The organism is Pseudomonas sp. NPDC087614, from assembly GCF_044743485.1.
Taxonomy (GTDB): domain Bacteria; phylum Pseudomonadota; class Gammaproteobacteria; order Pseudomonadales; family Pseudomonadaceae; genus Aquipseudomonas; species Aquipseudomonas baetica_A.
This window is the reverse complement of the sequence record NZ_JBIUWN010000038.1, coordinates 18,257-39,556: the sequence shown is the minus strand read 5'-3', so window position 1 is coordinate 39,556 and position 21,300 is coordinate 18,257. Positions and strand designations below refer to the sequence as shown.

Here is a 21,300-nt window from a genome sequence, read left to right as displayed (position 1 = left end):
TAGAACAGGAAATTTCCCAAGAAGTTCGATTGTTATGCTGTTGCAGTTTGTAACAGCTGCGGATTGGCGTGGAAAAAAACATGTTCGCGCACCGGACCGACGGCAACTTCGCCAATTTCCTGATAACCCTGACGTTTATAGAAGTCCAGGTAACGCGGATTGCCGGTGTCGAGCACCACGCCTTGGGAGGTTTCGTCCACCGCGCACCAGTTGTGCACAGCCGTCAGCAATTGTTCGCCGAAGTGTTTGCCCTGGAACTGCGGATGAACCCCCAGCAGCGGCAGCATGTGCACCGAATCGCCGGGCACGCACGCGGACACGGCATCGTGATATTCCAGATAGCGCCGAGTGCAACGCAAACCGGTGCTGAGCACCATGCGCAGGCGCCACGCCCAACTGTCGGTGATGCCCAAGCGACGTTGCGGCGGCGCGATCAGGGCGATGCCGATCAAGCGGTCGTTGACCAACAGGCCAATGGCCGGCAGATCCTGCAGGAAGTGTTGCTTGACCAGTTCCCTCACCGTCGCGCGCACCCGCTGCTCATAGCCGGGACGCTCGGCTTCGAACAGGTAGCCGAAGGTCGGCTCGTGGCGATAGGCCTGATACAGCAGTGATCGGGCTTCGCGCGAATAACCGCGGTCGAGCATGTGGATGTCGGCGATGGCGGTCTGGGTTTCAGGCATGACGGTGATTCTCCCCGGGGCGCAGCTCAAATGGCTGCGCTCTTGTTGGTACGAACCTTTTGGTGTTGGCGCAGTTCCCCTCAGGTATAGACCAACTCGGGATCTTCATCGACTGGGCGGGCCTCTTCGCGAGCACGCCCAGGCAACACACATCCCACAGACCAGAATGATTTCTCCCACCCCACACTGGCCCCCATCCCACATGTCAGCTAGCATCGCCCTTTTGCCAGGACTGCCGACCATGAAGATTGTTTCCTTCAACATCAACGGACTGCGCGCCCGTCCGCATCAGCTGGCAGCGCTGATCGAAAAACATCAGCCGGACGTGATCGGCCTGCAGGAAACCAAAGTCCACGACGACCAGTTTCCATTGGAAGACGTGCGCGCCCTGGGCTACCACGTCTCTTACCATGGCCAGAAAGGCCATTACGGCGTCGCCCTGCTCTCGCGCCAGGAACCGATTGCCATCCATAAAGGTTTCGCCACCGATGAAGAAGACGCTCAGCGCCGTTTCATCTGGGGCACCTTCGCCGACGCCAACGGCGTGCCGGTGACGATCATGAACGGCTACTTCCCTCAGGGTGAAAGCCGCGACCATCCCACCAAATTCCCGGCCAAGCAGCGTTTTTACAGCGATCTGCAAGCACTGCTGGAAAGCCAGTTCCACAACGAACAGCCGCTGGTGGTGATGGGCGATGTGAACATTTCCCCAGAAGATTGCGACATCGGCATCGGCCCGGACAACATGAAGCGCTGGCTGAAAACCGGCAAATGCAGCTTCCTGCCGGAAGAACGCGAATGGATGGCACGCCTGAAAAACTGGGGCCTGACCGACAGCTATCGCCACCTGAACCCGGACGTGACCGACATGTTCAGCTGGTTCGACTACCGCAGCCGTGGTTTTGAAGACGAACCCAAGCGTGGCCTGCGCATTGACGTGATCCTGGCCTCCAACGGCCTGCTGCCACGGGTGAAAGCGGCGGGCGTGGACTATGAATTGCGCGGCATGGAAAAACCGTCGGATCATGCGCCGATCTGGCTTGAATTGAGCTGATCCCGGACATCACACATTCCCCTGTGTGCGGGCATGCTCGCGAATTCGGTGTATCCGTTGACGACAATCCAGCTGATACGCCGCCATCCGCGAGCACGCTCGCGCCCGGGCTGAGGCGCTGTAATCTTTTGGTCATGCGACTGACTTAATCTCCCCGGCAATCCCCTTGGCTTGATTCGGTGCCGGCATGATCCTGCGTGTTCTGTTCGTTTTTCTATTGAGTGCAGGGCTGACGGTCTCTGCCGCTGCCCTGCCGATACCCGAAAACGGCCCGGCGTTGCGCATTCAAGGCTCCAACACCATCGGCGCTGAACTCGGCCCGGCGCTGGTCGAAGGTCTTTTGCAGGAACAAGGCCTGCTGAAAATCCACCGCGAGCCCCCGGATACCGCCAACGAACAACGCATCGTCGGCCTGACCGCACAAGGTAAACGCGTCGTGGTGGAAGTCGCCGCCCACGGTTCCAGTACCGGTTTCGCCGCGTTGAAGAACGCCAGCGCCGATCTGGCGGCCTCCTCCCGCGAGATCAAGGACAGCGAGTTGCTCAACCTGCAATCGCTGGGCGACCTGAAAAATCCCGCTGCCGAGCAAGTCATTGCCATCGATGGTGTGGCGATCATCCTTCACCCCGACAACCCGCTGCAGCAACTGGACACCGAGCAACTGGCGCGCATCTTCAGTGGCGAGGTGAAAACCTGGAAAGACCTCGGCGGTCGTGACGGCCCGATTCATTTATATGCGCGGGATGATCAGTCCGGCACGTACGACACGTTTAAGGAACTGGTCCTCAGCCCTCGTGGGAAAAATCTGAGCATTGAGGCGAAAAGGTTCGAATCCAGCGAGCAGTTATCCGACGCCGTGAGCAGTGACCCGCAAGGCATTGGCTTCATTGGCCTGCCTTATGTGCGTCAGGCAAAAGCCGTGGCAATCGCTGATGGCGCTTCGCAATCGATGCTGGCGCTTAACAATCTGATTGCCACCGAAGACTATCCGCTGTCCCGACGGCTGTTCTTCTATCTGCCGCCAGACAGCAAAAACCTGTGGGCGAGAGCGTTGGTGGCATTTGCGCAAAGCCCTCAGGGCCAGACGATTGTCGCCGCCAACGGCTTTATCTGTCAGACCGTGCGGGCGATGAGCGTCACTCCCAACTCGCTGATGCCCGAGGGCTATCAATCCCTGAGCCGCCACGCCCAACGTCTGACCGTGAACTTCCGTTTTGAAGAAGGTAGCGCCAGCCTGGATAACAAGGCGCGGCAAGATCTGGCACGGGTGCTCGACTATATAAAGGGTCACGACAAGACCGATCGCGCAGTAACACTGGTGGGGTTTGGTGATGCCAAGGATGACCCGGCACGCGCGGATCTGCTGTCCAAATTGCGGGCGATGGCGGTGCGGCGCGAATTGGTCAAGAACGGCGTGGTATTGCGTGAGGTTCGTGGCTTTGGGGCGCTGATGCCGGTGGCGACCAACAGTGCCGATGAAGGCCGGATCAAGAATCGGCGAGTGGAGGTTTGGGTGTATTGAGTGCTCATTGGCACCTGCATTGACGTCTTCGCGAGCAAGCTCGCGAAGAACGATAACGCGGCGCGGGATCAGCGCTCGCTGCGCAGCATTTCCTTCGGCACATATTTGCCGATCTCGAACTTGCCGATCGCCGCACGGTGCACTTCGTCCGGGCCATCGGCCAGCCGAAGGGTGCGTTGCATAGCATACATGTAGGCCAGCGGGAAATCGTTCGACACCCCGGCCCCGCCGTGGATCTGAATCGCTCGGTCAATCACGCGCAATGCCACGTTCGGCGCGACGACTTTGATCTGCGCGATCTCGCTCTTGGCGACTTTGTTACCCACGGTGTCCATCATGTACGCCGCTTTCAACGTCAGCAAACGGGCCATGTCGATTTCCATTCGCGAGTCGGCGATTTTGTCGATGTTACCGCCCAGGCGTGCCAGCGGTTTGCCAAATGCCGTGCGGTTCACCGAGCGTTTGCACATCAACTCCAGCGCCCGTTCAGCCATGCCGATCGACCGCATGCAGTGGTGAATCCGGCCGGGGCCAAGTCGGCCCTGAGCAATTTCGAAGCCGCGTCCCTCACCGAGCAGGACGTTTTCGTACGGCACGCGCACGTTGTCGAACAACACTTCGGCGTGACCGTGCGGTGCATCGTCGTAGCCAAACACCGGCAGCGGACGGACGATTTTCACTCCGGGGGTATCGACCGGCACGAGGATCATCGAGTGCTGGGCGTGGCGCGGCGCATCAGGGTTGCTCAGGCCCATGAAGATCAGGATTTTGCAACGCGGGTCGCAGGCGCCGGATGTCCACCATTTCTTGCCGTTGATCACCCACTCGTCACCATCACGCACAGCGCGGGCGGCCATGTTGGTGGCGTCGGACGAGGCAACGTCCGGCTCGGTCATGGCGAACGCCGAGCGGATCTCGCCGCGCAGCAGCGGTTCGAGCCAGCGCTGTTTCTGTTCTTCGTTGGCGTAGCGCACCAGCACTTCCATGTTGCCGGTGTCCGGCGCCGAGCAGTTGAACGGCTCTGGCCCCAGCAAGGAGCGGCCCATGATTTCCGCCAGCGGTGCGTATTCGAGGTTGGTCAGGCCGGCGCCGAGTTCCGACTCGGGCAGAAACAGGTTCCACAGTCCTTCAGACTTGGCCTTGGCTTTGAGCTCTTCCATGATCGCGGTCGGCTGCCAGCGGTCGCCTTCGGCAACCTGGCGTTCAAACACGGCTTCGGCCGGGTAAACGTAAGTGTCCATGAACGCGGTCACGCGCTCACGCAGTTCTTGCACCTTGGGCGAATAAGCGAAATCCATGGGCAGTACCTTCTTTTTCGAGAGGTTGTTCAGGTCATGCAATCGATGCTAGAACAGCGTTGATAATTTACCTAGCCTATTCTCGGCGTGTATAAACATTCATCACCGATATATGATCCAGTGATCGTCAGCCCCTAAAACACCTGCCCTTAAAAACAAGAGAAGCCGCGTTATGAATCTGAGCAAGGTCGACCTCAACCTTTTCATCGTCTTTGACGCGATCTACACCGAAGCCAACCTGACCCGCGCCGGGCAGATTGTCGGCATCACTCAGCCGGCGGTGTCCAACGCATTGGCGCGGTTGCGCGAGACCTTCAACGACCCGCTCTTCGTGCGTACGGCCCAGGGCATGGTGCCGACGCCGATGGCGCAGAACATCATCGGCCCGGTGCGCAACGCGCTGTCGCTGTTGCGAGTGTCGGTTCAGGAAAGCCGTATTTTCAACCCGGCGCAAGCGGCCAAGACCTATCGCATCAGCATGACCGACCTCACTGAAGCGGTGATTCTGCCGCCGCTGTTCCAGCGTTTGCGCCGACTGGCACCGACAGTGATCATCGAAAGTTTTCTGTCCAAACGCCGGGAAACCACCAAGGAACTGGCGGCCGGGCGACTGGATTTTGCCGTCGATGCGCCACTCAACACCGACCCGCAGGTGCGCCACGTCAAGCTGATGGAAGACCGCTACGTCTGCGCGATGCGCAAGGGGCACCCGATGGCTGGCAAGGAAAAACTCAGCCTCGATGACTATCTGTCGCTGACGCATATCCACATTTCCAGCCGTCGCAGCGGCTTGGGTTATGTCGATCTGGCCCTGGGCAAAATGGGCATTCAGCGCAAGATCGCCCTGCGCTCCCAGCACTACCTGATGGCATCCCAAGTGATGCAGCAGACCGACATGGTCATGACCGTGCCGGAGCGTTTCGCCCGTCGGCATGAACTGCATGCGTTTAATTTGCCGGTCAACGATGTGCCGCCGGTGGAGACTCACCTGTATTGGCATGAAAGCACCGATCAGGACCCGGCCAACCGCTGGATGCGCGAACAGATGATCGAGTTGTGCCAGCAGGTGACGGCGCATGAGAAAAAACTGGATAAGGTGTAAGGCATTGCGTCGCTTGACGTAAACGTAAAGCAGCCATTAGCTTAGCGCCAAGCCCCTATTTCCGAGCGCTTTCATGAGCAGCCAGACCTACAGCATTTCCGACCTCGCCCGTGAACTGGACATCACCACACGGGCGATCCGCTTTTATGAAGAGCAAGGCCTGCTCAGCCCCGAGCGCCGAGGCCAGGAACGCATCTATTCGCCACGCGACAAAGTCAGCCTGAAGCTGATCCTGCGCGGCAAGCGCATCGGTTTCTCGCTGGCCGAATGTCGCGAATTGATCGAGCTCTACGACCCGTCCAGCGGTAACACCAAACAGCTCAACAGCATGTTGGCGAAAATCAGCGAACGCCGCGAACAGCTAGAGCAGCAGTTGCTCGACATCGAACAGATGAAGCTGGAACTCGATACCGCCGAAGAACGCTGCGTACAGGCACTGGAGCTGACACTCAAGAGCCAGCAGATAGCGCAGTAATTGAACACAACATCTCCCCGCTCCCACGAGGGGGGTCATCTCGAATTCAAAAGAACAGGTCCGCCCAATGTCCCTCCCCTCCGAAGTACGCCTGATCGAAGTCGGCCCTCGCGATGGCCTGCAGAACGAAGCCCAGCCCATCAGCGTCGCTGACAAGGTGCAACTGGTCGATGCCCTGAGCGCCGCAGGTCTGGGCTATATAGAAGTCGGCAGTTTCGTCTCGCCCAAATGGGTCCCGCAGATGGCCGGTTCTGCCGAAGTCTTCGCGCAGATCCAGCGCAAACCCGGCGTGACCTACGGCGCACTGGCGCCGAACCTGCGCGGCTTCGAAGACGCTATCGCGGCCGGGGTCAAGGAAGTCGCGGTGTTCGCCGCCGCGTCGGAAGCGTTCTCGCAGCGCAACATCAATTGCTCGATCAGTGAAAGCCTGGCGCGGTTTGCCCCCATCATGGATGCGGCGAAACAACACGGCGTTACCGTGCGCGGTTACGTTTCCTGCGTGCTTGGCTGCCCTTATGAAGGCACGGTCGCGCCAGAGCAAGTGGCCATGGTTGCCCGGGAGTTGTACGCCATGGGCTGCTATGAAGTATCGCTGGGCGACACCATCGGCACTGGCACGGCTGGCGCGACCCGGCGTCTGTTCGACGTGGTGTCGGCACAAGTGCCACGGGACAAACTCGCCGGGCACTTCCACGACACTTACGGCCAGGCCATGGCCAACATCTACGCCAGTCTGCTCGAAGGCATTGCGGTGTTCGACAGCTCTATCGCCGGACTCGGCGGCTGCCCTTACGCCAAAGGCGCGAGCGGTAACGTGGCGACCGAAGACGTGGTGTACCTGCTCAACGGCCTGGGGATCAAAACCGGTATCGACCTGGACGCCTTGATTGACGCAGGCCAGCAGATCAGCGCGGTGCTCGGTCGCCCGAGCGGTTCGCGTGTGGCCAAGGCACGTTGCGCACAGTAATGAGGGACGGTGTTACCGCGGTGTCGCCAATGTGGGCTTAAACGAGTAACACGGAAACAAATTGTCTGGCTTTGACAGAACAAAAAAACAAGAGAAACGCCAAGATATTGATTTATATAGCTTTTTAAAAGTTGGCACGCGTTCTGCTATCTCTATGGCATAACAAGAATAAAAAGCAGCAAACCAATAAAAATAAGACGTACCGACTCTGACATAACAAGAACAACACGGCAGAGACGCAGCTAACAGATTTTTTTGGAGAAGGTGTGCTTTTCAGGGTGCTCTCAGGAGTGACCCGCAACCGGGCAGAGAACAATAAAACTACCTTCAGGTAGCTCCCGAATCGGTTGGATCGTTTAACGAGAAAGCAAATCAGCGCTCAAAAAAATACGTTTGCTCTTGACCCCGGATGGGGGTCGCCAAAAAAGCGGTAGAAGGCCACGGTTGCTAAAAACAACAACAGACCGAGCCTCAATAATAAAAAGAGCACGCGACGACAAAATTAAAGGGGAGCCTCGGCTCCCCTTTGTGCTTTCTGCCATTCTTGTTTCACAACCGACCTTTTGTGGAAGCGGGCTTGCTCGCGAAGGCGCAGGTTCCGTCGACACCTATGTTTCTGACACTGCGCTATCGCGTGCAATCCTGCCCCCACCGTTGAATGTTTTCAGGCCTGCTTTTCTCTCAACTCCTCGATACTGATCTCGCGCATCCTGAATTTCTGGACCTTGCCGGTCACCGTCATTGGAAACTCCTCCACGAACTTGAAGTGCCGCGGCGTCTTGAAGTGCGCGATGCGCTCCTTGCACCAGGTTTGCAGTTCCAGCTGCGAAGCGCTGTGACCGGGATGGAATTTGATCCAGGCGACGATCTCTTCCCCGTAACGCGAACAGGGAATGCCGATTACCTGCACGTCCGCCACTGCTGGATGGGTGAAGAAGAATTCTTCCAGCTCGCGCGGATAAACGTTTTCGCCACCCCGGATGATCATGTCCTTGTTACGCCCGGCGATGTTCACGTAACCCTCGTCATTCATGCTCGCCAGGTCACCAGTGTGCATCCAGCCCGCGTCATCGATGGCCTCGGCCGTGGCTTGCGGGTTGCTCCAGTAACCGAGCATTACGCTGTAACCGCGAGTGCAGAGTTCGCCGATGGTGCCGCGAGGTACGAGGTTGCCAGCCTCATCGACGATCTTGCTTTCCAGTTGCGGCTGGGTGCGGCCGACGGTGGTCACGCGCAGTTCCAGTTCGTCACTTGGACCGGTTTGCAGCGACACCGGGCTGGTCTCGGTCATGCCATAAGCGATTTGCACTTCGCTCATGTGCATTTCGTTGATCACCCGACGCATGATTTCAATCGGACACGTGGCGCCAGCCATGATCCCGGTGCGCAGGCTCGACAGGTCGAACCCGGCGCGCTGCGGTTGATCGAGCATGGCAATAAACATGGTTGGCACGCCGTACAGCCCGGTGGCTTTCTCTTCGGCGACGGTTTGCAGGGTCAATAGCGGATCAAAGGCGTCACTGGGGTAAATCATCGTACTGGCGTGGGTGATGCAGCCCAGGTTGCCCATGACCATGCCGAAACAGTGGTACAGCGGCACCGGAATCACCAGCCGATCAAGGGGCGTCAGGCCAATACTTTCGCCGACCATGTAACCGTTATTGAGGATGTTGTAGTGACTGAGGGTCGCGCCCTTGGGAAAACCGGTGGTGCCGGAGGTGTACTGGATGTTGATGGGTTGATCCAAGTGCAGGCTGTTGCTGCGGTCGCGTAATTGCTCCAGGGGGACACTGGCTGCCAGATCGGCCAGTTGCGACCACGGCAGAAAACCTGAGGGCGGCTGCGCATCGAGACTGATCACTCCGCGCAAATCCGGCAGGCGCTCGCTGCGCAACTGGCCGATGGATTGCTCGGCCAGTTCCGGCGCCAGCCCCTGCACCATGGCGTGGTAGTTGGAGGACTTGAACGACCCGGCGCAGACCAGCCATTGGCAGCCGGATTGCTTCAATACGTATTCAAGTTCGGAGCTGCGGTAGGCCGGGTTTATGTTGACCAGGATCACACCGATTTTTGCCGTGGCGATTTGCGTGATGCACCACTGCGCGCCATTCGGCGCCCAGATACCGAGGCGGTCACCCGTCTGCAATCCCAATGCGAGCAAGGCCCGGGCATGCAGATCCACGGCCTCCCCCAGTTGCCGCCAGGAATAGCGCGACTGCTCATGACGCACCACCAGCGCCTCGCCGTCCGGGTATTGCGCCACAGTCTGGTCGAACTGCTGACCGATGGTCATCGCCAGCAAAGCTTGCTCCTGGGAGCCGCGAGTGTAGCTGCGCTGCGGGTTTGCACTGGGTTGATCCATGATGACCCCTATTGTCTTTATTAGTGGGTTTACCGGAGTTCTATTTTTGATGGGAGCGGGCTTGCTCGCCCCACAAAAGACAATCCGTTTTCGATCTTGAACGACTCCTACTCTCGCTCAAGTTGACGTTAACGTAAAGGGTGATTGACAGTCATTCATCGCAGGCTTACGTTAACGTAAAGGTGAGAGCCGACCGCCCTCCCCACCCTACAAAAAAGCCAAAAGGTGACCCATGAGCTACCCATCCCTGAACTTCGCCCTCGGTGAAACCATCGACATGCTGCGCGATCAGGTTCAGTCCTTTGTCGCCGATCAGATCGCCCCGCGTGCTGCGCAGATCGATCACGACAACCTGTTCCCGGCCGACATGTGGCGCAAGTTCGGTGACATGGGCCTGCTCGGCATCACCGTGCCGGAAGAATACGGCGGTGCAGGCCTGGGTTATCTGGCGCATGTGGTCGCGATGGAAGAAATCAGCCGCGGCTCGGCCTCGGTGGCGCTGTCCTACGGTGCGCATTCCAACCTCTGTGTCAACCAGATCAACCGCAACGGCAACCACGAACAGAAAATCAAATACCTGCCCAAGCTGATCAGCGGCGAGCACGTCGGTGCTTTGGCGATGAGCGAGCCGAATGCCGGCTCCGACGTGGTTTCGATGAAGATGCGCGCCGACAAACGCGGCGACCGTTTCGTCCTCAACGGCAGCAAAACCTGGATCACCAACGGCCCCGACGCCAACACCTACGTGATCTACGCCAAGACCGATCTGGAAAAAGGCCCGCACGGCATCACCGCGTTCATCGTCGAGCGTGACTGGAAAGGCTTCAGCCGCAGCAACAAGTTCGACAAGCTCGGCATGCGCGGCTCCAACACTTGCGAGCTGTTTTTCGATGACGTCGAAGTGCCGGAAGACAATATCCTCGGCGCCCTCAACGGCGGCGTGAAAGTCCTGATGAGCGGCCTCGATTACGAACGTGTCGTGCTGTCCGGCGGCCCGACCGGGATCATGCAATCGTGCATGGACCTGATCGTGCCGTACATCCACGACCGCAAGCAGTTCGGCCAGAGCATCGGCGAATTCCAGCTGATCCAGGGCAAAGTCGCCGACATGTACACCCAACTGAACGCCAGCCGTGCCTACCTCTATGCAGTGGCTCAGGCTTGCGAACGCGGTGAAACAACGCGCAAGGACGCCGCCGGGGTGATCCTCTACACCGCCGAGCGCGCCACGCAAATGGCCCTCGACGCGATCCAGATTCTTGGCGGCAACGGTTACATCAACGAATTCCCGGCTGGCCGCCTGATGCGTGACGCCAAGCTGTACGAAATCGGCGCAGGCACCAGTGAGATCCGTCGCATGCTGATCGGTCGCGAACTGTTCAACGAAACCCGCTAAACGGAGCTGACCATGGCTACCCTGCACACTCAGCTCAATCCTCGTTCAGCGGAATTCGCCGCCAACAGCGCAGCGATGCTCAAACAAGTCGACGCCCTGTACACCCTGCTCGCCCAAGTGGCCCAGGGCGGCGGCGCGAAAGCTCAGGAGCGTCACACCTCACGCGGCAAACTGCTGCCGCGTGAGCGAATCAACCGCTTGCTCGATCCGGGCTCGCCGTTTCTGGAAATCAGCCCACTCGCGGCTTACGCCGTTTATGGTGAGGACGTGCCAGCCGCCGGGGTGATTGCCGGGATCGGCCGCGTGGAAGGCGTCGAATGCATGATCGTCGCCAACGATGCGACCGTAAAAGGTGGCTCGTACTACCCGCTGACGGTGAAGAAACACCTGCGGGCCCAGACCATCGCCCAGCAGAACCGGCTGCCGTGCATTTACCTGGTGGACTCGGGCGGCGCCAACCTGCCGCGTCAGGACGAGGTGTTCCCGGATCGCGAGCACTTCGGGAGGATTTTCTTCAACCAGGCCAACATGAGCGCGATGGGCATTGCGCAGATTGCCGTGGTGATGGGGTCGTGCACGGCGGGCGGCGCGTATGTGCCGGCGATGGCCGATGAAGCGATCATGGTGCGCAATCAGGCGACGATTTTCCTCGCCGGCCCGCCGCTGGTGAAAGCCGCGACCGGTGAAGTGGTCAGCGCCGAAGAGCTGGGCGGTGCCGATGTGCACTGCAAGATTTCCGGGGTCGCCGACCATTACGCCGAGAGCGACGAACACGCCCTCGCCCTCGCCCGCCGCAGCGTCGCCAACCTCAACTGGCGCAAACTCGGCGAAGTGCAGCAGCGCACGCCGATTGCTCCGCTGTACGCCAGCGACGAGTTGTATGGCGTGGTTTCGGCGGACGCCAAGCAACCGTTCGATGTGCGCGAAGTGATTGCGCGGTTGGTCGACGGTTCAGTGTTCGATGAATTCAAGGCGCTGTTCGGCACCACGCTGGTGTGCGGTTTCGCACATCTGCACGGGTATCCGATCGCGATTCTCGCCAACAACGGCATCCTCTTCGCCGAAGCCGCGCAAAAAGGCGCGCACTTCATCGAACTGGCCTGCCAGCGCGGTATTCCACTGCTGTTTTTACAAAACATCACAGGCTTCATGGTCGGTCAGAAATACGAGGCGGGCGGCATCGCCAAGCACGGCGCAAAACTGGTCACCGCCGTGGCGTGTGCAAAGGTGCCGAAATTCACCGTGATCATCGGCGGCAGCTTCGGCGCCGGTAACTACGGCATGTGCGGCCGGGCCTACGATCCGCGCTTCCTGTGGATGTGGCCGAATGCGCGGATTGGCGTGATGGGCGCCGAACAGGCAGCAGGCGTGCTGGCGCAGGTCAAGCGTGAACAGGCCGAACGCAGCGGCCAGGCCTTCAGTGCGGAACAGGAAGCCGAGATCAAGCAGCCGATCCTCGACCAGTACGAAGAGCAGGGTCACCCGTACTACTCCAGTGCACGCCTGTGGGACGACGGCGTCATCGACCCGGCGCAGACCCGCGATGTGCTGGCCCTGGCCTTGTCCGCGTCACTGAACGCGCCTATCGAACCGAGCCGCTTTGGCGTGTTCCGGATGTGATGTTTTGTGGGCGCAGGTTTGCTCGCGAAGACGGCGGCACATCCACTATGGATATGACTCAATAGACGCTTTCGCAAGCACGCCCGCTCCCACAAGGACCGTGGAGATGGACGAATATGAGCGATTTCAACACCCTCGAACTGCACAGTGACCCACGGGGTTTCGCGACGCTGTGGCTCAACCGTGCAGAAAAGAACAACGCCTTCAATGCCCAGATGATCCGCGAACTGATCCTGGCCCTCGACAAGGTTGCCAGCGATACCAGCCTGCGCTTCCTGCTGCTGCGCGGCCGTGGCCGGCACTTCAGCGCCGGCGCCGATCTGGCCTGGATGCAGCAATCGGCCGAACTCGACTACCACACCAACCTGGACGACGCGCGCGAGCTGGCTGAGCTGATGTACAACCTCGCCAAACTGAAAATCCCGACGCTGGCCGTGGTGCAAGGCGCAGCGTTCGGTGGCGCATTGGGCCTGATCAGTTGCTGCGACATGGCCATCGGCGCCGATGATGCGCAGTTCTGCCTGTCGGAAGTACGCATTGGTCTGGCGCCGGCGGTGATCAGTCCGTTCGTGGTGCAAGCCATCGGTCAACGCGCAGCACGTCGTTATGCCCTGACCGCTGAGCGTTTTGGCGGCCAGCGAGCGCGAGAACTCGGTTTATTGTCCGAGAGCTATGCGGCCGTTGAGCTGGAGCAACAGGTTGAGCAATGGATCGACAACCTGCTGCTCAACAGCCCCGCTGCGCTGCGCGCCAGTAAAGATCTGCTGCGCGAAGTCGGCAACGGCTCACTGACCCCGGCCCTGCGCCGCTACACCGAAAACGCCATCGCGCGTATCCGCGTCAGCCCCGAAGGCCAGGAAGGCTTGCGTGCCTTTCTGCAAAAACGTCCGCCGAACTGGCAAGCCGCAACCACCACCAAGGAGCCGCGTTGATGAGCGCACCTGTTCTCACCACCCTGCTGGTGGCCAACCGTGGCGAAATCGCTTGCCGGGTCATGCGCACCGCCAAAGCCTTGGGCCTGACCACTGTCGCGGTGCACAGCGCTACCGACCGTGAAGCGCGGCACAGCCGAGAAGCGGATATCCGTGTTGATCTCGGTGGCAGCAAAGCGGCTGACAGTTATCTGCAAATCGACAAACTGATCGCGGCGGCCAAGGCCTGCGGCGCTCAAGCGATTCATCCGGGTTATGGTTTTCTTTCCGAAAACGCCGGGTTCGCCCGCGCTATCGAGGCGGCGGGCCTGGTATTTCTTGGCCCACCCGCGTCCGCCATCGACGCCATGGGCAGCAAATCAGCCGCCAAAGCGCTGATGGAAACCGCTGGTGTACCGCTGGTGCCGGGTTATCACGGCGAAGCACAGGATATCGACACCTTCCGTGACGCCTGCGAACGCATCGGTTACCCGGTGTTGCTCAAGGCCACGGCCGGTGGTGGCGGCAAAGGCATGAAAGTGGTTGAGGACGTCAGTCAACTGGCTGAAGCCCTCGCCTCCGCTCAGCGTGAGGCGCAGTCGTCATTCGGCGACTCGCGGATGCTGGTAGAGAAATACCTGCTCAAACCCCGTCATGTGGAAATCCAGGTGTTTGCCGATCAGCACGGCCATTGCCTGTACCTCAATGAGCGTGACTGCTCGATTCAACGCCGCCATCAGAAAGTGGTCGAAGAGGCCCCGGCACCGGGCCTGTCGCCGCAACTGCGCAAGGCCATGGGTGAAGCGGCGGTGCGTTCGGCACAGGCCATCGGTTACGTCGGCGCGGGGACGGTGGAGTTTTTGCTCGACGCACGCGGCGAATTCTTCTTCATGGAGATGAACACCCGGCTGCAGGTTGAGCACCCGGTGACCGAGGCGATTACCGGTCTTGATCTGGTGGCCTGGCAGATCCGCGTGGCCCGTGGTGAAACGCTGCCGATCACGCAGGATCAAGTGCCGCTTGACGGCCATGCGATTGAGGTCAGGTTGTACGCCGAAGACCCTGCAAATGATTTTCTGCCGGCGACTGGCCGCTTGCAGCTGTATCGCGAATCGGCTGAGGGGCCGGGGCGCAGAGTCGACAGTGGCGTTGAAGAAGGTGATGTAATTTCGCCGTTCTATGACCCGATGCTCGGCAAGTTGATCGCCTGGGGCGAGGATCGTGAACAGGCGCGCCTGCGTTTGTTGTGCATGCTCGACGAATTCGCCATTGGCGGGTTGAAAACCAACATCAACTTCCTGCGACGCATCATCGCTCACCCGGCGTTTGCGGCAGCAGAACTGGATACCGGGTTTATTCCGCGTTATCAGGAGCAGCTACTGCCGCCGCCGGGCGAGTTGAGCGATGCTTTCTGGGATGCAGCGGCGCAGGCGTTCGCGCAGAGTCTGCCGGGCGTTATGCGGGCGGACGATCCTTCTTCGCCGTGGTCGCTTAACAGCGGATTGCGCACCGGCCTGCCGAAGGAATTCACCCTGCACTTGAGCTGTGAGGGCCAGGATCGAGCGCTGACGCTGAGTTCAGGTGGCAACGCCACACTAACGGGCGAGACGCTGGTGGTTGAGCAAGAGAACGTACGTCGCGCGTTGCGCGCTATTCGTCAGGGAGATTCGCTGTATCTGCGCTGGGATGGCGAGTTGCGGCGTATCGAGGCGTACGATCCGATCAGTGCGGCCGAAGCCAGCCACACTCATCAGGGTGGTCTGACTGCGCCAATGAACGGCAGCATCGTACGGGTATTGGTCGAGCCCGGACAGAAGGTCGAGGCCGGTGCGCAACTGGTGGTGCTGGAAGCCATGAAGATGGAACACAGCATCCGCGCACCACATGCCGGGGTGATCAAAGCGCTGTATTGCCAGGAAGGCGAAATGGTCGGCGAAGGCAGCGCTTTGGTTGAACTGGAAGAAGCGTGAGTGAAGGATCGATCCTGCGCCTGGCGAGGATCGATCTGACTAGAAACGCGCCGTAGCCTGTACCACGACGCCGATGATTCGACATTCATCGGTAAACAGGGCCTTGGGCCAGGTCGGATTGAGCGGCACCAGATAACGCTGGCCGCCCTCTTCGTCGAGCTTGCGAAAAATCGCTTCATCGCTGCCCGCCCACTGGGCAATCACCAGCTTACCGGGCACGGCCTCGACCTTTGGATCCACCAGAATCAGCATGCCTTCGGCAATACTCTGACCGCTGGGAGCGGTCATCGAATTCCCTGCCACCGTCAGCCAGAACGCCGCACCACGGGCATGATAATCCGTGAGTGCGAACCGCTGCCTGGCTGACGTCGGGGCATAGGCGGATCCGTTCTCGCGCACCTCGCAGGGTGTCTGCCAGTCGCTGACCGGGTAACGAAAGTACGGGTTGTACTTCTGCGCCAGCGGCATCTCGTCATCCGGCGTCACCTGCGGCTCACGAATCACCAGCACCACTTCAAGGAAATCCATGCCGAGCGCTTGCAGCACGCGGTTCATCTGCGTGATACCGGGTTCGCGACGTTTGTTCAGCCAATGACCGATGCCCCCCTGGGACATGCCGACGCGCTCTCCGAGCTCTGTTTGAGTGATTTTGAGCTCACTCATCTTGGCCTTGACCAACTCAATCCATTTATCCATGTGCGGCACCTTACTCGGACACCTCCGGCCAACAAAACACATATTGTAGTATTAAAAATGTGGTCACAACTACGTATCGTACTATTCTGAAGGCACGGATTTTCAATCGAACAAGGAGCGGCCTTTCATCATGAATATCAGCAGCAAAGACTTGCCCGATCTGCAGATGGACACCACGTTTACTTCACCACAAGGCAACGCCGCGGCGCAGCGAGCCTTGGATTATTACTTGAAACCAGCTGTGTCAGAACCCGAGGTCGATGAGCGTTTTTTCGATGTCAAACAGCATCTCAGTGGCGAAGAAGCCTTGGTGCACGCCTCCGATCTGTTGCGCTGCGCGGCCGCCACTGCTTTCAAGGCTGCGGAAAACCTGCAAGGCGCGAATCGCGACCTGGCGTTTTCAGTGGTTCATATGGTGGATATGGCGCGGGCGATGGTTGACCACTCGCTCGATGGCGATGAAGTCTGAGGAACGGGGGACGATCGTGCGGGAAAGAGTTTTCCAATCGCACAGATAAAAACATTTGACTTGCAAATGATAATGATTATTATTGCAAGCAACTGGTCGCGAGATCAGTCGATGGACCAGAGACCTTAGGTCGGTCTTCTGGACTATCTCCTCATCAGGCTAATCACGGTTTTTGACCCGGCTTTTTGCCGGGTCTTTTTTTACCCGTTTTTCGGGCTTATGGCTTCAGGCTAATGAAGTCTTTAAGTGCTGCAAATTCAATGACGCCGATAGTATCAAAAGAATATCGCTTGGCAAGCGAAGCCCAGCCACATTGGGGAAAACTAATAGCAATTAGCGCTTGAGAATCAATCGCATAGCCTCTAAGCTGCATGAGCGTCATGGAGGACGCCCCCGCCACGACCCCGCATTTCCCCTCGGTTTCATCTCTGTCTTGCGTGTAAAGTAGCCACCATAAAAATCATATTCAGGAATCGATTATGACCGTGGCCAAATCTTCGTTCGACATCAGTGCCAACTTCGATAGCGGCAATATTCAAGTCATCGACATCAGCAATCCGCTCAATCCGGTTCTGGCCATCCGCCCGGACACCCGAAGCGCCCACTTTCAGTGGTTCCACTTCAAGGCCAGCGGTCTTCACGTCGGTCAGGAACACTGGTTTCGCCTCAACAACGCCAGTCAATCTTCGTACAACAAAGCCTGGGATGGTTATCAGGCCGTAGCCTCCTACGATCACGTCAACTGGTTCCGCGTACCCACCATTTTCGAAGGCGACTGCCTGCGTTTCTGCCTGGAAGCCACCCAGACTCACGCCTGGTTCGCCTATTTCGAACCCTATAGCCGCGGCCGTCACGACTGGCTGATCGAACAAGCGCTGACCAAGGCCGGCGCCGAGTTGCTGGCGACAGGTAAAAGTGTCGAGGGCCGCGATATTCAGTTACTGCGCAAAGGCAGCGGCGCGCAAGGTCAGCGCAAAATCTGGATCATCGCCCAGCAACACCCGGGCGAGCACATGGCCGAGTGGTTCATGGAAGGGGTGATCGAACGCCTGGAAAGACACGACGATCCGGTGCTGAATAAACTGCTCGCCAGTGCCGATCTGTACCTGGTGCCCAACATGAACCCGGACGGCGCCTTCCATGGCCATCTGCGCACCAACGCCATGGGGCAAGACTTGAACCGTGCCTGGCAAAGCGCCAGCCAGGAAATCAGCCCTGAAGTCCTTTTCGTGCAGCAGCAGATGGAAAAATACGGCGTCGATCTGTTTCTCGACGTACACGGCGATGAGGAAATCCCTCATGTCTTCACCGCCGGCTGCGAAGGTAATCCGGGGTATACGCCGCGGCTGGAGAAACTCGAAGAACATTTTCGCAGCCATCTGAAACACACCACCAAAGACTTCCAGACCAAATACGGCTACACCCGTGACGAACCGGGCCAAGCCAACATGACCCTGGCGTGCAACAGCGTTGGCCAGAAGTACGATTGCCTGTCACTGACCCTGGAAATGCCGTTCAAGGATCACGACGACGCGCCGAACGCGCAAACCGGCTGGTCGGGCAAACGCTCCAGTCAATTAGGCAAAGACGTGCTGACGACCATTGCCGACATGGTCGACACACTGCGCTGATCCCCTCCCCTTGCCTGGTCAAAGGAACGGAGGCTGTCCCGAAAAATGGCGCATCGTCACAATGCGCCATTGCGGTCAGCTAACCGCGATTGCGACCGCGCAACATGCTGTCCAGCACGTCGTCACGGCGCACCCAGCCATGGAACAGCGCCGCCGCCAAGTGCACCAGCACCGTCAGAAACAGCAGATAAGCCAGATAACCATGAGCGCTGCGCAGCAACGCAAACAACTGCGCATCGGCCGGGACAATCGACGGCAACTGCAGCGATGCACTGAGCATCACCGGCTCGCCCGAGGCGCTGATCATCGCCCAACCGAGCAGCGGCAGCACCAGCATCAACGCATAAAGCAACAGATGCGAGGCCTTCGCAGCCATCACCTGCCAGCCCGGCAGATCCACCGGCAGCGGCGGCTGGCGTGTGGAGAAACGTACCAGCAGACGCACGATCACCAGCAACAGAATCGCGATGCCCAAGGGCTTGTGCAGGTGGATCAGCCATTCATGCCGTTCGGAGACCGAGGTGACCATGCCGGCGCCAATAAACAGCATCGCGATGATCATCAGCGCCATCAGCCAATGCAGCAGTCGCGCCAACAGCGCGAAATGAGTCGGTTGAGCGCTCATGGACGAGCCTCCTGTTTGGCGGCGGGCAACTGGCTGACTTCGCGGGTGCGACGCCGATAGGAATTGGCGTAACCGGCGGAACGGGCCGCGAGCAACGGGTCGTCGGAGCCTTGAATCCCGGCCGGCAACACCAACGGGTCGTAATTGATGTCGCGGCACTCACCGCTCAGTTGCGGCTGAGTCTTTTCCAGCACCAGGGTGCCGGCGTTCACAACCTTGCGGCCTTCGGGCCAGGCCTTGCTGGCGTCGTTCACCGGGTCACCGGCGTTAGCCAACGTGATATTCAACTGAAAACGCAGCGGCGCAGCGGCAAGCCGTTGCACCAGATCCTTTTCCAGAAAGTCAGCGCCCTCAGGTGCGCTGTCACCCGCCGCGTCTTTAGCCAATGGCGTCATGCTCCAGCGCACGGCTTGCCGCTTCCCGCTGGCGTCCACCAGATAGAACGCATTGACACTGTTATAGGTTTCGGTGGCGTAACTGGCCGATGGCTTGGCGGTCTTCACCCAGGTCAGAAACGGCACAGTTTCCGGGTGCGCGGCGAAGAACGCCGGCACCTTGCCTGGGTCAGGTTTGCCTGTGGCCGGATCCGGCGACTGCGCCTGCAGCAACTGATAGAACGCCTCAGGCGTGCCCACCGGGAACACCGGCATGCTGTTCATCCCGGTGCGCCACTGCTGACCATTGGCCTGGGTGAAGCGCAGCGCCAGACTGCGAATCGGCACGCTGCTGTCCGGGGCATAGGGATTACCCGCCGGCAACGCAAAACGCCCCACCACCGGGGTGCGCGGTTCGTTGAACACTTGCGCAGCCGAGAACACCCGTGCCTCGCCACTGCTCTCGAAATGCCCGATCACACACACACCTTTGGCATGATTGCGGCGGAATCCGGGATGCACGCCGTTGTTTTTCTCCAGCACATCGACCAGCGCCTTGGGCGTCAGACGTTGTGGGTCAAAGGTGCCGTGAACATAGGCAAACGCCCCGGCCACTGCGGCGACTACCGCGGCAATGCCGCCCAGACGCAGTACCACGCTCGCGGCACTCAGTGGCGGGCGCTGCGGCCCGCCTGAGGGTGAAGTGCGATCAACCATGAATAACTCCGGGACCATCGGCCACAAGTAGGAAGAGTCAGCAAGACGCACCCCGTCGGGATTTATTCCACAGTCCGGTATTTATTTTTCCGAACGTGGAATAACCTTCGACGGTGGACGTCTCCCTAGTCCACAGCGTAGTGACCAGCAGAATTTCATGAGCGAATTCGACGAGCAATTGAGAGAAATCATTCCCGGATTGCGGCGTTTTGCTGTGTCGTTGACGCGCAATAGCAGCAGCGCCGACGATCTGGTGCAGGCAAGCCTGGAGCGGGCCTTGTCGAGTTGGGGCGGCAAACGCGTCGACGGTGATCTGCGCGCCTGGCTGTTTGCGATCCTCTACCGACAATTTCTCGATGCTCATCGCCGTTCCCGACGCTATGCGCGGATGCTCGAATTTTTCACCGGGCGCGACGATGCCGAACCTTCGGCGGAGCGCACCGTCATCGCCCGGTCGACACTGCAAGCCTTTGATAGATTGCCCACCGAACAGCGCGCGCTACTGCTGATGGTCTCGGTTGAAGGCCTTTCCTACAAGGAGGTCGCCGAGATCCTTGGCGCCCCGATCGGCACCGTGATGTCGCGCCTTTCCCGCGCCCGCCAAGCCTTGCGCCAACTCAGCGACGGCGAAATCAGCAGCCCTTCTTTGCGGATACTCAAATGATCAGCCTGCCTCCCAGCGAGCATGACCTGCACGCCTACGTCGACCACCAACTCAGCGACGCCGACCGGCGTGTGCTGGACACCTGGCTGGCGAATCACCCAGACCAAGCCGCGCAGGTTCGCGCCTGGCAACGCGACGCCCAGCAATTACGTGCAGCACTGGGGGGCGCGTTGCAGCGGCCGGCCAATCCGGCGCTTGACCCGGCAACGATTCGCCAGCGCCGCATACGTCAGTCACGTCGACACCTGGCCAGCGCCGCCGTGTTGCTGATCGCCGTCAGTGTGGGTGGTTTCAGTGGTTGGCAAGCGCGGGAAATGACCCTCGTGCGCACCTCGGTATTACCGATGACCGACGCCTTGCAGGCCTATCGCTTGATTGCCCAGCAGGGAATGCTCCCGGCCGATTACAAGGTCGACAGTAACGGCGACATGCAGCGCTGGCTCGACCGTTATTTCACGCAGGCGAGTCGCTTGCCGGATCTCAAGGCTGCCGGGTTCGAACCGGTCAGCGGACGGTTGCTCAGCACCGACGAAGGCCCGGCGGCGATGGTGATGTATGAGGATGGGGGTGGGCACAAAGTCAGCTTTTATGTGCGACCGCCGGGACCGAAAAATACCTTTCTGCCGCGTGGCAGCCGCAGCGACGGGGATCTGCAGGCCGAATACTGGTCCGGGCACGGGTATAACTATGCGATGGTCAGCCCGGTTGATACGCCGGTCGCCCCACTGCTCAAGCAGTCCCTGCCATTGTGAAACGCGACATAA

At 59.5% G+C, this 21,300-nt stretch carries 20 protein-coding genes; 13 read left to right on the top strand and 7 right to left on the bottom strand.

The genetic code is table 11. The features are described from left to right. Positions 1-32: 32 nt before the first annotated feature. Positions 33-683 carry an N-acetyltransferase gene (locus ACIOWA_RS15760; protein WP_221730419.1) on the bottom strand — a complete coding sequence of 217 codons (651 nt, stop codon included), beginning with the start codon at positions 681-683 and terminating at the stop codon, positions 33-35. 241 nt (positions 684-924) lie between these two features. On the opposite strand from ACIOWA_RS15760, the gene xthA reads away from it, so the two are divergent. Both xthA and ACIOWA_RS15750 read left to right on the top strand, forming a co-directional pair. Beyond that, positions 925-1,737, top strand: coding sequence for an exodeoxyribonuclease III (gene xthA, locus ACIOWA_RS15755; RefSeq protein WP_339431994.1), 813 nt, complete (start codon positions 925-927; stop codon positions 1,735-1,737). 187 nt (positions 1,738-1,924) lie between these two features. Then, complete coding sequence (locus ACIOWA_RS15750; RefSeq protein ID WP_401160614.1) at positions 1,925-3,259, top strand: substrate-binding domain-containing protein; 1,335 nt, start codon at positions 1,925-1,927, stop codon at positions 3,257-3,259. A gap of 68 nt (positions 3,260-3,327) precedes the next feature. On the opposite strand, the gene ACIOWA_RS15745 is transcribed toward ACIOWA_RS15750, so the two are convergent. Continuing rightward, the gene (locus ACIOWA_RS15745; RefSeq protein WP_221730422.1) at positions 3,328-4,557 is read right to left on the bottom strand and encodes an acyl-CoA dehydrogenase; all 1,230 of its coding nucleotides are present in this window, start codon (positions 4,555-4,557) and stop codon (positions 3,328-3,330) included. Between the two features lie 172 nt (positions 4,558-4,729). Here ACIOWA_RS15745 and ACIOWA_RS15740 point away from each other — a divergent pair, with 172 nt between their 5' ends. The 3 genes from ACIOWA_RS15740 (at position 4,730) to ACIOWA_RS15730 (ending at position 7,101) form a co-directional block, all read left to right on the top strand. Beyond that, a complete protein-coding gene (locus ACIOWA_RS15740) occupies positions 4,730-5,659 on the top strand; it encodes a LysR family transcriptional regulator (protein ID WP_339431992.1) in 930 nt (309 codons plus the stop codon). A 73-nt stretch (positions 5,660-5,732) separates the two neighbouring features. After that, a complete protein-coding gene (locus tag ACIOWA_RS15735; protein WP_339431991.1) occupies positions 5,733-6,134 on the top strand; it encodes a MerR family DNA-binding transcriptional regulator in 402 nt (133 codons plus the stop codon). A 67-nt stretch (positions 6,135-6,201) separates the two neighbouring features. Further along, positions 6,202-7,101, top strand: a complete 900-nt coding sequence (locus ACIOWA_RS15730) for a hydroxymethylglutaryl-CoA lyase (protein WP_401160612.1) — start codon at positions 6,202-6,204, stop codon at positions 7,099-7,101. A gap of 664 nt (positions 7,102-7,765) precedes the next feature. On the opposite strand, the gene ACIOWA_RS15725 is transcribed toward ACIOWA_RS15730, so the two are convergent. Continuing rightward, positions 7,766-9,463: an AMP-binding protein gene (locus ACIOWA_RS15725; protein ID WP_401160610.1), complete on the bottom strand. Its 1,698-nt coding sequence runs from the start codon at positions 9,461-9,463 to the stop codon at positions 7,766-7,768. Between the two features lie 232 nt (positions 9,464-9,695). Between ACIOWA_RS15725 and ACIOWA_RS15720 the strand changes: the two genes are divergently transcribed. The 4 genes from ACIOWA_RS15720 to ACIOWA_RS15705 all read left to right on the top strand — a co-directional run bounded on the left by ACIOWA_RS15720 (position 9,696) and on the right by ACIOWA_RS15705 (position 15,360). After that, on the top strand, positions 9,696-10,859 hold the full coding sequence (locus tag ACIOWA_RS15720; RefSeq protein ID WP_401160608.1) for an isovaleryl-CoA dehydrogenase: 1,164 nt from the start codon (positions 9,696-9,698) through the stop codon (positions 10,857-10,859). 12 nt (positions 10,860-10,871) lie between these two features. Then, positions 10,872-12,479: a carboxyl transferase domain-containing protein gene (locus ACIOWA_RS15715; RefSeq protein ID WP_401160606.1), complete on the top strand. Its 1,608-nt coding sequence runs from the start codon at positions 10,872-10,874 to the stop codon at positions 12,477-12,479. A gap of 116 nt (positions 12,480-12,595) precedes the next feature. After that, positions 12,596-13,411 carry a gamma-carboxygeranoyl-CoA hydratase gene (locus ACIOWA_RS15710; RefSeq protein WP_339466308.1) on the top strand — a complete coding sequence of 272 codons (816 nt, stop codon included), beginning with the start codon at positions 12,596-12,598 and terminating at the stop codon, positions 13,409-13,411. Beyond that, entirely contained in the window at positions 13,411-15,360 is a 1,950-nt protein-coding gene (locus tag ACIOWA_RS15705; RefSeq protein ID WP_401160604.1) for an acetyl/propionyl/methylcrotonyl-CoA carboxylase subunit alpha, read from the top strand. The genes ACIOWA_RS15710 and ACIOWA_RS15705 overlap by 1 nt, the downstream gene beginning before the upstream one ends. A 39-nt stretch (positions 15,361-15,399) precedes the next feature. Here the strand turns inward: ACIOWA_RS15705 and ACIOWA_RS15700 are convergent, their stop codons facing one another. Further along, positions 15,400-16,056, bottom strand: coding sequence for a LexA family protein (locus ACIOWA_RS15700; RefSeq protein ID WP_401160602.1), 657 nt, complete (start codon positions 16,054-16,056; stop codon positions 15,400-15,402). 130 nt (positions 16,057-16,186) lie between these two features. On the opposite strand from ACIOWA_RS15700, the gene ACIOWA_RS15695 reads away from it, so the two are divergent. Then, positions 16,187-16,525, top strand: coding sequence for a DUF6124 family protein (locus tag ACIOWA_RS15695; protein ID WP_339431984.1), 339 nt, complete (start codon positions 16,187-16,189; stop codon positions 16,523-16,525). A 217-nt stretch (positions 16,526-16,742) separates the two neighbouring features. Here the strand turns inward: ACIOWA_RS15695 and ACIOWA_RS15690 are convergent, their stop codons facing one another. Then, positions 16,743-16,907 carry a hypothetical protein gene (locus ACIOWA_RS15690; RefSeq protein WP_401160600.1) on the bottom strand — a complete coding sequence of 55 codons (165 nt, stop codon included), beginning with the start codon at positions 16,905-16,907 and terminating at the stop codon, positions 16,743-16,745. Positions 16,908-17,004: 97 nt separating this feature from the next. Here ACIOWA_RS15690 and ACIOWA_RS15685 point away from each other — a divergent pair, with 97 nt between their 5' ends. Continuing rightward, positions 17,005-18,156 carry a M14-type cytosolic carboxypeptidase gene (locus ACIOWA_RS15685; protein WP_339431982.1) on the top strand — a complete coding sequence of 384 codons (1,152 nt, stop codon included), beginning with the start codon at positions 17,005-17,007 and terminating at the stop codon, positions 18,154-18,156. A 79-nt stretch (positions 18,157-18,235) separates the two neighbouring features. Here ACIOWA_RS15685 and ACIOWA_RS15680 read toward each other — a convergent pair whose 3' ends face one another. Together ACIOWA_RS15680 and ACIOWA_RS15675 are read right to left on the bottom strand one after the other, a co-directional pair. Then, positions 18,236-18,781, bottom strand: coding sequence for a cytochrome b/b6 domain-containing protein (locus ACIOWA_RS15680; protein WP_339466316.1), 546 nt, complete (start codon positions 18,779-18,781; stop codon positions 18,236-18,238). Next, positions 18,778-19,872: a catalase family peroxidase gene (locus tag ACIOWA_RS15675; protein ID WP_339431980.1), complete on the bottom strand. Its 1,095-nt coding sequence runs from the start codon at positions 19,870-19,872 to the stop codon at positions 18,778-18,780. Before ACIOWA_RS15675 ends, ACIOWA_RS15680 begins: the two co-directional genes overlap by 4 nt. 157 nt (positions 19,873-20,029) lie before the next feature. Here ACIOWA_RS15675 and ACIOWA_RS15670 point away from each other — a divergent pair, with 157 nt between their 5' ends. Together ACIOWA_RS15670 and ACIOWA_RS15665 are read left to right on the top strand one after the other, a co-directional pair. After that, positions 20,030-20,536 (top strand): sigma-70 family RNA polymerase sigma factor, encoded by a 507-nt coding sequence (locus ACIOWA_RS15670; protein WP_339431979.1) that lies wholly within the window; start codon positions 20,030-20,032, stop codon positions 20,534-20,536. After that, a complete protein-coding gene (locus ACIOWA_RS15665) occupies positions 20,533-21,288 on the top strand; it encodes an anti-sigma factor (protein WP_339431978.1) in 756 nt (251 codons plus the stop codon). Before ACIOWA_RS15670 ends, ACIOWA_RS15665 begins: the two co-directional genes overlap by 4 nt. The last annotated feature ends 12 nt before the right edge of the window (positions 21,289-21,300 follow it).